General features: G+C 70.1%; 11 protein-coding genes. 5 read left to right on the top strand and 6 right to left on the bottom strand.

Going from position 1 to position 12,766, the window contains the following annotated elements; genetic code table 11:
• Positions 1-61: 61 nt before the first annotated feature.
• Positions 62-1,738 carry an ABC-F family ATP-binding cassette domain-containing protein gene (locus TR33_RS04265; RefSeq protein ID WP_042281586.1) on the bottom strand — a complete coding sequence of 559 codons (1,677 nt, stop codon included), beginning with the start codon at positions 1,736-1,738 and terminating at the stop codon, positions 62-64.
• A 274-nt stretch (positions 1,739-2,012) separates the two neighbouring features.
• On the bottom strand, positions 2,013-2,258 hold the full coding sequence (locus TR33_RS04270) for an SHOCT domain-containing protein (RefSeq protein ID WP_042281589.1): 246 nt from the start codon (positions 2,256-2,258) through the stop codon (positions 2,013-2,015).
• 195 nt (positions 2,259-2,453) lie between these two features.
• On the opposite strand from TR33_RS04270, the gene pabB reads away from it, so the two are divergent.
• On the top strand, positions 2,454-4,478 hold the full coding sequence (gene pabB, locus TR33_RS04275; RefSeq protein ID WP_042281591.1) for an aminodeoxychorismate synthase component I: 2,025 nt from the start codon (positions 2,454-2,456) through the stop codon (positions 4,476-4,478).
• Positions 4,479-4,502: 24 nt separating this feature from the next.
• Here the strand turns inward: pabB and TR33_RS04280 are convergent, their stop codons facing one another.
• Both TR33_RS04280 and TR33_RS04285 read right to left on the bottom strand, forming a co-directional pair.
• Positions 4,503-5,102 (bottom strand): TetR/AcrR family transcriptional regulator, encoded by a 600-nt coding sequence (locus TR33_RS04280; RefSeq protein WP_017534855.1) that lies wholly within the window; start codon positions 5,100-5,102, stop codon positions 4,503-4,505.
• An 85-nt stretch (positions 5,103-5,187) separates the two neighbouring features.
• Positions 5,188-6,150: a bacteriocin fulvocin C-related protein gene (locus TR33_RS04285; protein WP_042281594.1), complete on the bottom strand. Its 963-nt coding sequence runs from the start codon at positions 6,148-6,150 to the stop codon at positions 5,188-5,190.
• Positions 6,151-6,545: 395 nt separating this feature from the next.
• Between TR33_RS04285 and TR33_RS04290 the strand changes: the two genes are divergently transcribed.
• Positions 6,546-7,037, top strand: a complete 492-nt coding sequence (locus TR33_RS04290; RefSeq protein WP_159068769.1) for a VOC family protein — start codon at positions 6,546-6,548, stop codon at positions 7,035-7,037.
• Between the two features lie 28 nt (positions 7,038-7,065).
• Here the strand turns inward: TR33_RS04290 and TR33_RS04295 are convergent, their stop codons facing one another.
• Together TR33_RS04295 and TR33_RS04300 are read right to left on the bottom strand one after the other, a co-directional pair.
• Positions 7,066-7,779: a metal-dependent transcriptional regulator gene (locus TR33_RS04295; protein WP_084570195.1), complete on the bottom strand. Its 714-nt coding sequence runs from the start codon at positions 7,777-7,779 to the stop codon at positions 7,066-7,068.
• 166 nt (positions 7,780-7,945) lie between these two features.
• Entirely contained in the window at positions 7,946-9,541 is a 1,596-nt protein-coding gene (locus TR33_RS04300) for an alkaline phosphatase D family protein (RefSeq protein ID WP_042281599.1), read from the bottom strand.
• Between the two features lie 181 nt (positions 9,542-9,722).
• Here TR33_RS04300 and TR33_RS04305 point away from each other — a divergent pair, with 181 nt between their 5' ends.
• From TR33_RS04305 to TR33_RS04315, 3 genes are all read left to right on the top strand, one after another.
• Entirely contained in the window at positions 9,723-10,211 is a 489-nt protein-coding gene (locus tag TR33_RS04305; RefSeq protein ID WP_042281944.1) for a hypothetical protein, read from the top strand.
• 168 nt (positions 10,212-10,379) lie between these two features.
• Entirely contained in the window at positions 10,380-11,648 is a 1,269-nt protein-coding gene (locus TR33_RS04310; protein WP_042281602.1) for an MFS transporter, read from the top strand.
• 189 nt (positions 11,649-11,837) lie between these two features.
• Complete coding sequence (locus TR33_RS04315) at positions 11,838-12,692, top strand: alpha/beta fold hydrolase (RefSeq protein ID WP_014910005.1); 855 nt, start codon at positions 11,838-11,840, stop codon at positions 12,690-12,692.
• Positions 12,693-12,766: the final 74 nt, after the last annotated feature.

Below are 12,766 nucleotides of genomic sequence, written 5' to 3' on the forward strand. Positions count from 1 at the left end.
AAGGCGACCCCGGCCGCGCCGTGGGGCGTGTCCCCGAAGGAACACGCCCCACGGTCGGACGTCAGTCCTCCTCGCCCCGTTCAGGCACCCGGCCCTCCAGCAGGTCGCGCACCTCCTCGGCGTCGGTCTCGCGCAGCTCCTCGTCCAGGAACAGCCAGCGGGTGACGCCGATCGACTCCAGGAACGGCAGATCGTGGCCGGCCACCAACAGGGCCCCCTCGTAGGCGGACAGCGCGCCGATCAGCTGGCGGACGCTGGACACGTCCAGGTTGTTGGTGGGCTCGTCCATGATCAGCAGTTGCGGCGCCGGTGACGCCAGCATGGTCATCGCCAGGGTCGCCCGGAACCGTTCCCCGCCCGAGAGCGTTCCCGCCTCCTGGTCGGCCCGCACGCCCCGGAACAGGAACTTCGCCAGCTGGGCACGGACGTTCTGCGGGGGCACGTTCGGCGCGGCCCGCTCCACGTTCTCGGACACCGACAGATCCTCGTCCAACAGGTCCAGCCGCTGGGGCAGGAAACGCACCGGCACCGTGACGCGGGCCTCGCCCTCCGCCGGCTCCAGCTCCCCGGCCAGGGTCCGCATGAAGGAGGTCTTGCCGGCCCCGTTGCGGCCCACCAAGGCGATCCGCTCGGGTCCGCGGATCGTCAGATCGGCTTCGGAGAGACGTCCGTACCGAGGGCGTAGTCCGCTCACCCGGGCCACGTCCCGACCGGCGGGCACGACGGTGTGCGGCAGCTCCACCCGGATCTCGGCGTCTTTACGGATGGCCCCCTCGGCCTCCTCCTTGCGGTCGCGTGCCTGTTGGAGCCGGTCCTCGTGCAGTCCCTTGAGCCTGCCGGCCGACTCCTGGGCCGAACGCTTGAGGTTGCCGGCGACGATCTTGGGGATGCCCCCTTGGGCGTCCAACTTCTTGCTCTGCCGTCGACGGCGGGCCAGCTTGATCTGGGTCTCCTCCATCTCCTTCTTCTGTTTGCGCAGGTCGGACTCGGCCGCGCGCAGGGTTCGTTCGGCCGCCTCCCGCTGGACGCCCAGAGCCTCCTGGTAGGCGGACCAGCCGCCTCCGTACCAGGTGATCTCGCCCTTGCGGAGTTCGGCGGTGCGGTCGACCCGCTCCAGCAGGTCCAGGTCGTGGCTGACCACGATCAGGGTGCCCGAGCGCCAGGAGTCCACGGCGTCGTACAGACGTCGTCGGGCGAACAGGTCGAGGTTGTTGGTGGGTTCGTCGAGCAGCAGCACGTCGGGGCGTTCCATGAGCAGCGCGGCCAGGCGCAGCAGCACGGTCTCCCCGCCGGAGAGCCGACCCACGGTGCGGTCCAACCCGATGCCGTCCAGCCCCAGGGTGCCCAGGGTGGCCATGGCGCGTTCCTCGACGTCCCAGTCGTCGCCGATGATCTCGAAGTTGGTCTCGCTCGCGTCCCCGGATTCGATCGCGTTGAGCGCGGCGCGCTTGTCGGCGATGCCCAGGGCCCGATCCACCGTCAGGTCGGTGTCCAGCGTGATGTTCTGCGGCAGGTAGGACAGGTGGCCGTGGACGGTCACCGCCCCGTGCGCCGGGGTGAGCACCCCGGCCATCAGGCGCATCAGGGTCGACTTGCCCGAGCCGTTGACGCCGACCAGGCCGGTGCGTCCCCGTCCCACGGCCATGGACAGGCCGTCGAAGACGGTGGTGTCGTCGGCCCAGCGGAAGGTCAGGTCGGAGCAGGTCACCGAGGCGTCGGAGGTGACGGGAAATGACATGGTGTTCTCGCAGACGGAAGCGTGATGGGAAAGGGCTTCGTATGCGAGCACCACGCGGCCGACGGCCGGGCAGAGAGGTGAAGGGATCCTGAGGAACGAGGGACGGCCCATGCACCGAGGTTGCAACCACGCGAAGAAGACGACCGGGGGTCGTACCGCGTGATGATCGCGAACCTCAGATGCGCAACGTCCACCTCATTCGTAGACAACAGGACGTGAGTACTTTACCCACCCCGGCTCGGCTGTCAACCATGGCGCCGTCGTGCCGTGGGTCTCATCTCTCCAGGTCGATTCTTCGTTGGAGGAACTCCTCCCGGTCGATCTCTCCTCTGGCGTAACGCATTCGTAGTTCCTGTTCGGCGGGGTCCAGAGGCGGGGGAGCGGGCGGGTACGGCTCGTCCGGCCGGTCGACGGTGCGACGGCCTCGGGCGGAAGTTCCGGCCTTTCCCGCGAGGAGCACGAAGAAGAAGGCCAGGGGCAGGATGACCAGGATCATGATCATCGCGATGAAGACGGGCATGGGTCCCCTCCCGTGGTCCGCGCGAGAGACGGCTCTCCCTCGCCCTCACCTCCTTGTCTACCCTTCCGGAGGGGAGCGCACCAGGGGGAACATGGACCTGTGGACAGCGACCACGGGTGCACGTTTCGTCCCTTATCGCCGTAATCTGGGTTGCCGCGATCCGGAATCCGCTCGACCTCGGGAAGAAGGGGCGGAATGCGCGTCCTCCTCGTGGACAACCACGACAGCTACACATTCAACGTCTTCCAACTCCTGGCCCGCGTCCTGGGCGAGGAGCCGCGCGTGCTCGCCAACGACGCCGCGGAATGGGAGGGGTTCGACCCCGCCTCGGTGGACGCGGTCGTGGTGTCACCGGGCCCCGGACATCCGGCCGTCGCCCGCGACCTGGGACGGGTTCCCGCGCTGTTGAGCCGTCTGGACCTCCCCGTCCTGGGGGTCTGTCTGGGTCACCAGGCCATCGCGCACCTGGCCGGGGCACGGGTCGATTCGGCCCCCGAGCCCCGCCACGGTCACCTGAGCCGTATCCGCCACACCGGTACCGGACTCTTCGCCGGCGTACCCCAGGACTTCACCGCCGTGCGCTACCACTCGCTGGCGGTCTCCGAACCCCTTCCCGACACCTTGCGGGCGACCGCCTGGGCCGAGGACGGGGTGATCATGGCCCTGGAACACCGCGATCTGCCCCGATGGGGGGTCCAGTTCCACCCGGAGTCGATCGCCGGCGAGTACGGCGCGGAACTGATCTCCGGCTTCCTCGACCTGGCCCGACCGCACGCCCGACGTCGCCCCTCCCTCGCCACGGTCCCCACGCCCCCGCGCGCGCTCGGCCCTGTGCCCGCGCCCCTCCATGTCGCGGAGATCGATCGGGCCGTGGACACCGAACACGCCTTCGTCCACCTGTACTCCGACACCGAGTACGCGTTCTGGCTGGACAGCTCCCGCCCGGAGGGGCCGGCCCGCTTCTCCTTCCTCGGCGCGGCCGAGGGTCCCACCGCCGAGGTGCTCACCTACGACGTGGGCGACGAGGGCGTCCGCGTACGCACCCCCTCGGGTGTCTCGACGGAACCCGGCACCGTCTTCGACGCCCTGGAACGCCGCACCGGACACGCTCCCCGCCCCACCGGCCTCCCCTTCGACCTCGCCGGGGGATACGTGGGGTACCTGGGGTACGAGCTCAAGGCCGACAGCGGGGCCTCGAACACCCACACCGCCGCGACCCCCGACGCCGTGTGGATGCGGTGCGACCGACTCGTGGCCGTGGACCACCACGAGGACCGGACCTACGTGGTCTCCTCCGAAGGAGGTGACGAGGGCAGGGTCTGGGTCGAGGCCACCCGGGCCGCCCTGGTCGACCTGCCCGCACCTTCGCCCCCGCCGCCCGGCGCGGCCCCCGCCCACCTGCCCGACCTGCTCGAACGCCCGGGTCCGGGCTACGTCGACGACGTGAAGACCTGCCTGGGATACCTCGCCGAGGGGGAGAGCTACGAGATCTGTCTGACCGACCGGGTCCATCTGCCCGACCTGGGGGAGGGCGACGATCTGGACTTCTACCGTCGACTGCGCGCCGCCGCCCCGGCCCCCTACGCGTCCTTCCTGCGGCTGGGGGAGGTGACCGTCATGAGCGCCTCGCCCGAGCGGTTCCTGCGGGTGGGCTCCGACCGGGTGGCCGAGAGCCGCCCGATCAAGGGCACCGCCGCGCGTCACGCGGACCCCGAGGTCGACGCCCGGATCGCCGAGGAGCTGAGGCTGGGGGCCAAGACCCGCGCCGAGAACCTCATGATCGTGGACCTGCTCCGCAACGATCTGGGGCGTGTGTGCGAGATCGGTTCGGTGGAGGTGCCGGCCTTCATGTACGTGGAGTCGCACGCCACCGTCCACCAGCTGGTCTCCACGATCCAGGGGCGTCTGCGTCCGGAGGTGACGACCCTGGAGGCCGTGCGCGCCTGTTTTCCCGCCGGTTCGATGACCGGCGCCCCCAAGGAGCGCACGATGGAGATCATCGACCGGTTGGAGGGCTCGGCGAGGGGCGTGTACTCGGGTGCCCTGGGCTATGTGTCGCACACCGGCGAGGCCGACCTGAGCGTGGTCATCCGCACGGCGGTGCGGGCCGGCTCAGAGGTGACCGTGGGGGCGGGAGGGGCGATCGTCCTGGACTCGGTCCCGGAGGAGGAGTACGAGGAGATGCTGCTCAAGGCGGGTGTTCCCGCACGGGGACGCTGACCCCTCCCGGGCGGCCCCTCTCGCTCAGGGCCCGAAGGCCCGTAGGGCGGTGTCGACGAGGGCGTCGGCGTACTCGGCGGTGAGCGGACCGGAACGGTGCAGCCAGCGCTGGAAGAGCGGGGCGTAGAGCGTTTCGAGCATCAGGTCGAGGTCGGCGTCGGGGGAGAGCTCACCGGCCTCGCGCGCGCTGAGCAGGCGCGCCCTCTTGGCCTCGTCCAAAGGTCGGGCGAACTCCTCCCGGTATCGGGCGGCGAGGGTCTCGTTGTCGGAGACGGCGGTGTTGACGGCGCGCATCAGCCGGTCGAAGGCCGGATCGGTGAACTCCTCTACGGTGGCGCGCAGGACGAGCCGCAGATCGGCCCGCAGATCCCCGGTGTCCGGAAGCGCGATGTCGTCTCCGTCCCGGTTCTCGCCGAGGGCGAGGATGGCCGCGAAGACGACCGCGTCCTTGGAGGGCCAGCGTCGGTAGATGGTCTGTTTACCGACCCCGGCCCGGGAGGCGATGGCCTCGATCGAGACCCCGTCGTAGCCCTCCTCGGCCACCAGGGCCCGGGTGGCCTCCAGGATGGCCCGTCGTGAACGCTCCTTGCGCCGGGAGTGGTCCGGCCCTTTGTTGTCGGTCATGGCCTCAGCGTACCCCCGAAAAGAAACGAGACGGTCCGTTTTGAATGTGTTCGCGCCTCCGTCCACGAACCTCCCGAAGACGCCCTCAACAGGCGCCCACCCGCGCCGTGGACCGCAGGACACCACCATCGTGGGTGGACACCCAGGCCGTCCCGCAGGTGAAGGGCACCTCGGCACACCCCTTGGACAGGCACGGCTCCCAGGAGCCCTCCGGCGGGTCGGCCCCCTCCCTCTCCAACGCCCGTACCGCCGCACACCCCGGGCCGGGCTCGTCCGGCCCCAGGGTCGCCAACAGAGCGTGGGCCCCGCGCGGCCCGAAGGCCGCCACGGCGCGACGACGCAACAACCGCTCCGTCTCCGGAGGCAGACCCTCACGGAACACCCTCGCCTCGGACAGGGTGACCAACGCCAGATCCAGGGCCGCCCGCTGCTCGGGGGTGAGCTCGGGGTGGCCCCATTCGTAACGGCGCAGATGCTCCAGCCACAGATCGCGTCGCCGCTCGGGGGCCAGCTCGGCGAACATCAGCCGGCGTCGCACCAGGGGATGGGAGACGAACGCGTCGTAGTCGGTCGGCAGACGAGTACGGTGGGCCTCCACCCACTCCCTGGCCAGCGCGTGGTCGGAACGGGCCAGAGGCGGGGTGCGGCGGCCCAGGGCCATCACCAACGCGGCGCGCGCCCCCGTGGCCAGGCGGCTCAACCGGCGTGGACGCTCCTCGGCGGGGAGGGGGATCCTGGCCCGGCTCACCTCTCCCAGGGTCTCCAGAACCCTGAGGGTGGCCCGGGCCCCCAGCCCCAGGACCAGGGGCGGGATCATCGACGCCCCCTTCCAGCAGCGCTCCCTCGACCCGCCCAGACGGATCAGCGTCGGCACCCACGGCGCCGTCGGCCCCCACTGGCGGGTCCGCCGGGACCGCACGTCCGGGTGGGTGAGCGGCAGGGTCTCCAGCCGGCCTTCGGAGACCGCCGCGACCGCCGCGGAGATGTTCGCGCACCGTTCGCACGAGGCGTCGAAAGCCAACACGTACCGAGCCCGCACGTCCTTCATGAGCCCCCTTCCTGAACCGGTACCAGTCTTGGCGGGCCCGGTCGTACGTGGGGCGGGTTTTCGGAACTCGGGGTGCGGAATCGCCACCGGCCCACGGGCAAAACGGAGCGAATGCGGATCAACCCGGAATCGCACACCGGGGTTCTGGACGCACCTTCCGTCCTCGACCGACCGGACCCTCTCCACCCGACGGGTCCGTGCCCAAGGCTCGGACGCTCCCGCGCGGACCGGCCTGGAAAGAGCGGAACACACTGGTCACGGCGGTATCCACCGTTTTCCACGAGAACCGTCCGGGTAGGAGGCCAGGAGCGATACCGGACGGGCTCCTCGATGCCGCCCTGTGTCCCATGGCGTGACCACAGGGAACCGAGTGACTGACGAGAGGTATGTGGCTCATGACCGTTTCCACCACTCCGATGAACCTCACGCGGGCCGCCCACGTCGGGATCTCGGTCTCGGACCTGGACGCCTCGATCACTTTCTACCGGGCACTCACCGGCCGCGAGCCCAGCGTCGCGAACGAGACCATGCACAGCGTGCCGTTCGGACACTCGCAAGGACTCTCCACCGCGAGGTTGAGGTACGCCACCTTCGACCTCGACAACATCGGCATCGACCTCATCGAGTTCCGGGAACCCGTCGGCGAACGGACGGAGGGCGCCGCGAACCGACCGGGTTCGATGCACCTGTGCCTCAAGGTCGACGACTTCGACACGGTGTACCGGCGCATGAAGGAGGCCGGCTACGACTTCCTGGGCGAGGACTACACGTTCATCGCGGGCGAGGTCACCCCGGACGCGGCCCTGGGCACCCAGGTCGCCTACTTCAACGACCCGGACGGCACCAACCTGGAGATCATCCGCCCCGAGGGCGGGTTCTCCAACTGAGGACGCCCGCCACGGGCCGGCCGGGGGATCAACCGCCGGCCACGGCCCCCTCGTCGGGGCTGATCCACAACGCCTCGGCGGCCACCAGCCCGAGCGCCCGCTCCTGCTCCTCGTCCTCGAGCTCGGGACGCACACCGATCCGGATCGATCCGGCGAAGGGCAACCGCTCCACGACCCGGACCCGTCTACCGATGCCGATGTCGATGTCGGTGAGATAGCGCAGCAGCTCGGGGTCGGTGTCGTTGACCCGAACGATCACCCCCGAGGTCCCCGCCTCGGCCTCGGACAGCAGCACGGACTCGCGTTGGACGATGGCGCCCTCACGCGTGGGGATGGGGTCGCCGTGCGGATCCACCACCGGGTCGCCCAGATGCGCGGCGATACGGTCGACGAACTTGTCCGAGACCACGTGTTCCAGGATCTCGGCCTCGTCGTGCACCTCGTCCCAGGAGTAGCCCAATTCGGCCACCAGGTAGGTCTCCAACAACCGGTGACGGCGCAGGACCGCCAGCGCCGCCTTGGTCCCGGTCTCGGTGAGGCTGACGTTGCCATAGCGCTGATGCTGGACCAGGCCGAGCTCGTTGAGCTTGCGCAGCATCCCCGACACCGAGGAATTGGACACCGAGAGCCGTTCGGCCATCCCGGAGATCGTCACCGGCCCGGTGCCGCGCTCCTGGAGGTCGTAGATGACCTTCACGTAGTCCTCGGCCGATGTGGACGGCCTTCCCGGTGTGTTCCCCATGCCCGTAACCGTACCGTGGACCGCCGCTCGGGGGCGCTGAGCCGGAGCGCGCCTGTGGACGGTGTCGCCTCGCCCCCGACCTACGACGAAGGTGGGGCGGCCGCGCGGATCGCTCCGCACGGCCGCCCCACCGCGCACGCCCTCGTTCCGGGACCCGGAGAGGGGGTCAGGCCAGAGGGCGGGCCCCGGCCTCACCGGACTCGATGACGAAACGCGCGCGATCGGTGATGGGCGCACCCGGTGAGCTCACCTTGTCGACCACCCGATAGTCGGCGGTCCACTCGGTGGGGGTGACGGTGTTGCGCACATAGCCACGACGGCGGTTGATGAACTTGATGTGCGGGTTCTCCTGAAGCTGGACGGCGTCGCCCGGGTTCTGCTCCGCCCCGTCCCGGCCGCTGGTGAAGGAGGTCCCCACCAGCTCGGTGGCGACCGTGGCCGAGTCGGGGTCGTCGAAGTCGGCCTTGACGTCGACCACGTAGTTGGCGTGCACGTCACCGGTGATGACCACCGGGTTGGACACCTGGGCGAGCTCGTCACGGACCCCGTCGCGCTCGACCTTGTAGTTGTCCCAGGCGTCGTCGCTGAAGTTGGTGGCGTCCCCCTCGGCGAAGTCGCGCTGGGAGAAGAACACCTGCTGGGCGAGCACGTTCCAGGTCGCCCTGGACTCGGACAGCCCTCGCGAGAGCCACCGGCGCTGGTCGGCGCCGAGCAGGGTGCGCTCGGGGTCCTCCCGTTCGGTGTCCTCCACCTGCGGGTCCCGGTACTGGCGGGTGTCCAGCAGATGCATGTCCACCAGGTCGCCGAAGGTCAGTCTGCGGTACAGGTGCAGGTCGGGACCGGCCGGACGTTGGGCCGCGCGCAGCGGCATGTGCTCGTAGTAGGCCTTGAGCGCCTGCTCGCGGCGGAGCAGGAACTCCTCACTGGGGATGTCCTCCTCGTAGGAGGTGTCGTCGGCCCAGTTGTTCTCCAGCTCGTGGTCGTCGAAGACCACCGCCCAGGGGAAGGCGGCGTGCGCGGCCTGGAGGTTCTCGTCGGTCTTGTACTGGGCGTGCCTGATCCGATACTCGGCCAGGGAGCGGACCTCCACCGCGGGCAGGTGGCCGCGGCCGATGTCGCCCTGGTCGCCGGTCTCGTAGATGTAGTCGCCCAGGAAGGCCACCAGGTCCAGGTCCTCGTCGGCCAGGTGGCCCTGGACGGTGTAGTGACCGTGGGTGTAGCTCTGGCAGCTGGCGAAGGCGAAGGAGAAGCGCTCCAGCCGGGCGCCGGGGGCGGTGGTGGTCCGGGTGCGGCCGACGGGGCTGATCTCGCCGGCGGCCCGGAAACGGTAGAAGTAGTCGGCGCGGGGACGCAGGCCCCCGGCCTCGACGTGGACCGAGTGGGCCTGTTCGGGGCCGGTCTCCACCGTGCCGGAGGAGACGATGCGCCGGAAGTTCTCGTCCTGGGAGACCTGCCATTCGACCTCTACGGTCTGATCGGGCATGCCGCCCAGACCGTCATCGGCCAGGGGGTCGGGGGCCAGCCGGGTCCATAGGACGACGCTGTTGTGGAAGGGGTCGCCTGAGGCGACGCCGAGGGTGAAGGGATCGCTGATCACGGGGCCTCTGGGGGTCGAGGTGGCCGCTGAAGCGGAGGATGTGCCCAGAGTCGTACCCAGTGCCGCGGCTCCCAACGTGACCGCGCCGCCCATGAGCGCCTGGCGGCGGGTGGTGGCGATCCTGGACGCGGGGGAGCGGTCGGGGGATTCGGGGATGCCCGGCATGCGTGGTCTCCTGAGATGGCGATTGGACAAAGGACCGTGCACCATCCCGCCACGGGAAGCGGTACGTTCCAACCACTGGACGGTGAACGTTGTCCTCTCCCCGGTGACCGGAGGATGGCCGAGCGTCACCGAGACCGAAACGTGGGATGACCCTTTCTCCCCTTCACTCCCGGAGTCGCTCATGGGATACACCCTCGAAGCCGTCGTGGCCCGATCGACGCTGTTGCGCGAGGCCGCCACCGCTCTTCCCGGGGCCCATCAGCTCGAACTATCTCAAGGGCTCGCGCTGATGCCGGTGAACGACGCGCTCCGTGATCACGGTCCCACAGAGGGGAAACGCCCACTTTCCGACGTCTTCTCCTTCATGTCGGGGCGACTGGAACGGTGGATCGTCGACCGATCCACGCTCGGACCGATCGCCTACCTGGAGGCCGACTACTTCGGCGGCACCGGCACGCAGAGCTCCGCCGTGTGGGAGCACGGGACCCTCGCCCTGGGTCCACTATCGGTCGGAGAGTGGGAGCGCCACCCCGAAGAGGGCGGACCCATCTCCCGTGCCCTGCGCCACCTGGGGGTGCGTGTGGGGCCTGAGGACCTCGACGAGTTCGAGGCCGTCGGACTGAACGCGCACCGCTCCACCGAGTCCTGGATCCGGGCGCGGAACGACTGATCCTCCGCGCTTCGAACACGGTGGCGCGCCCGCGACGCGCTCCTCTATCCTGATCCCATGCGCCGACGACATTAGGTCTCCGACCGGGGTCGATCCGGGTCGAACACCCGAGGACCGCCGAGTGCCGCAAGCACCCGGCGTCCCCGTTCGTTCGACCGAAAGACCTCCATGACCACCCTGAACACACGCGTGTCCGGCACGCGTGCCGGCAGGCTGACCGCTCCGGCCTACGCCTATGCCTTCTTCGAGGAGTTCATCCTCCTCTATCCCGTCTACGCCCTGCTGTTCACCGAGACGGGCCTGACCGTCCCCCAGATCAGCGTGCTCTTCGTGCTGTGGGCCCTGACCTCGGTGACGTTGACGGTGCCCGCAGGCGCGCTGGCCGACATGATCCCCCGGCGCTACCTGTTGGCGGCCGCCCCGGTGGTGACCGGCACCGGCTTCGCGCTCTGGACGCTCTTCCCCTCGCCCTGGATCTTCGCCCTCGGTTTCGTGCTCTGGGGCGCGGGCGGGGCCCTGTCCTCCGGCGCCTTCGAGGCCCTGGTCTACACCGAGCTGGAACACCGGGGCCTGGAAGACCGCTACGCCCGGATCATGGGCGTGACCCGGGCCCTGGGCGTGTCCGCCGTCGGCTCGGCCACCCTGCTCGCCGTCCCCGCCATGTCCCAGGGCGGCTATCCGCTCGTGGGCGCCGCCAGCGTGGCCGCCTGCGTCCTGTGCGCGCTCGCGGCGCTGTTCCTACCCGAACACCGGACCCGCTCGGCCTCGGACGGGGACGAGGAGGCCGGGCCCGGCTATCGACGCACCCTGCTTCTGGGCCTGGCCGAGGTCCGTGACGACCGCGCCGTCCGCGCGGCCGTCCTCCTGGTCATCCTGGTCAGCGCCTTCTGGGGTTCGTTGGACGAGTACGTCCCGCTGCTGGCCGAGGACTCCGGTATCGCGACCGAGGACGTGCCCCTGGTCCTCCTGGTGGTGTGGATCGGCGTCACCCTGGGAGGGCTGCTCGCGGGTCCGGCCTCACGGCTGCCCCACCCGTTCCTGGCGGCGCTCCTGGTCCTGGCGGCGGTGGCGATCGCGGGCGCCCTGCTCACCGACCCCGTGGGCTGGGTCCTGCTCGCCTTCGGCTTCGGCGTGTGCCAGATGATGATCGTGGTCTCCGACGCCCGCCTCCAGGACAGCATCACCGGTGGCAGTCGGGCCACGGTCACCTCCCTGGCCGATCTGGGGACCGAGGGCCTGGGGACGTCCACCTACCTGGTGTACGCCGGTGTGTTCACCGTCCTGGGACACGGAGCGGCCTTCGCCCTGTTCGCCACCCCCCACCTGGTGGCCGCCCTGTTCCTGGCTCGGATGGGCCGTTCCCGCTCGAAGGACCGAGCCCCCGCCGCCTCTTCGAAGGTCACGAGAAGGACCGGAGAGAACCCGAAGGCCTCGTAGAGCGTCTCCACCCGCGCCGGGGGCGTTCACACTCCCCGGCGCGGGTACGGGGACCACCGAGCCCCCACCGTGCCCGAGGACGGCGGGCCGCGGCGGGCGGGCCGCGGGCGAAGAGGGAACCGCCCGCGGCCCGATCACCCGCCCCACCCCCTGTCGAAGGCCGGGTCCTCCTGACTAGCATCGTCTGTTGTGACCTATCAGACGACGAACACCGCGAATCATGACGGCCCGGACACCGTGTCCGTGCGCGGGGTCCGCGTCGGTTACACCGACCGCGGAGCGGGCTGTCCCGTCCTGTTCATCCACGGCCACCCCTTCGACCGGACCATGTGGGATCCGCAGGTCAAGGCCTTGGCCGGACGAGGTTACCGGGCCATCGTGCCGGACCTGCGCGGCTATGGCCGCAGCACCGTCGTCCCCGGCATCACCTTCCTGGACTCCTTCGCCCGCGACCTGGCCGCGCTCCTGGACCATCTGGGTCTGGACGTGGTCAACGTCGTGGGGCTGTCCATGGGCGGCCAGGTCGCCCTGGAGATGTACCGGCTCTTCCCCGACCGGATCGACTCCCTGGCCCTGGTGGCCACCAACCCCCTTCCCGAGACCGAGGAGGGCAGAGCCTCGCGCAGGAGGCTGGCCGACCGCTTCCGGAAGGAGGGCATGCGAGGCTACGCCGACGAGATGCTCGTGGGCATGATGACCGCCGAGAACGTCCACGACCTGCCCGAGGTCGCCGACCACGTGCGCTCCATGATGTACGCGTCCCCGCCCGAGGGCGCCGCGGCCGCGCAGCTGGGCCGGGCCGAACGCCCCGACCACGTCCCGCTGCTCAAACGCATCTCCGCGCCCACCCTGCTGATGGTGGGCCGGCACGACGGATTCACCCCGCCCGAGGGGGCCGAACTCATGCACGTGCGCATCCCCGACTCGATCGTGGAGATCATCGAGGGCGCGGGCCACCTGCCCAACCTGGAGCGTCCCGAACGGTTCAACGAACTCCTGCGCCGCTTCCTCGAACGGGCCCGGACCCGCTCCCGCGCCCTCTGACCCGAGACGCGAGGCGTCGTGCCCCGGACCGCACGGGGACGGGGCACGCGCTCGGAACGCGGAGGCGCCCCACG

This window comes from Nocardiopsis alba (assembly GCF_000710955.1).
Lineage (GTDB): Bacteria > Actinomycetota > Actinomycetes > Streptosporangiales > Streptosporangiaceae > Nocardiopsis > Nocardiopsis alba.

Excerpts from the sequence above, each read along its gene's own strand:
- TR33_RS04280 (WP_017534855.1), bottom strand. The coding sequence starts at position 5,102 with ATGACCGACAACAAAGGGCCGGACCACTCCCGGCGCAAGGAGCGTTCA.
- TR33_RS04285 (WP_042281594.1), bottom strand. The coding sequence starts at position 6,150 with ATGAAGGACGTGCGGGCTCGGTACGTGTTGGCTTTCGACGCCTCGTGC.
- TR33_RS04270 (WP_042281589.1), bottom strand. The coding sequence starts at position 2,258 with ATGCCCGTCTTCATCGCGATGATCATGATCCTGGTCATCCTGCCCCTG.
- TR33_RS04265 (WP_042281586.1), bottom strand. The coding sequence starts at position 1,738 with ATGTCATTTCCCGTCACCTCCGACGCCTCGGTGACCTGCTCCGACCTG.
- TR33_RS04290 (WP_159068769.1), top strand. The coding sequence starts at position 6,546 with ATGACCGTTTCCACCACTCCGATGAACCTCACGCGGGCCGCCCACGTC.
- TR33_RS04295 (WP_084570195.1), bottom strand. The coding sequence starts at position 7,779 with ATGGGGAACACACCGGGAAGGCCGTCCACATCGGCCGAGGACTACGTG.
- TR33_RS04300 (WP_042281599.1), bottom strand. The coding sequence starts at position 9,541 with ATGCCGGGCATCCCCGAATCCCCCGACCGCTCCCCCGCGTCCAGGATC.
- pabB (WP_042281591.1), top strand. The coding sequence starts at position 2,454 with ATGCGCGTCCTCCTCGTGGACAACCACGACAGCTACACATTCAACGTC.
- TR33_RS04310 (WP_042281602.1), top strand. The coding sequence starts at position 10,380 with ATGACCACCCTGAACACACGCGTGTCCGGCACGCGTGCCGGCAGGCTG.
- TR33_RS04305 (WP_042281944.1), top strand. The coding sequence starts at position 9,723 with ATGGGATACACCCTCGAAGCCGTCGTGGCCCGATCGACGCTGTTGCGC.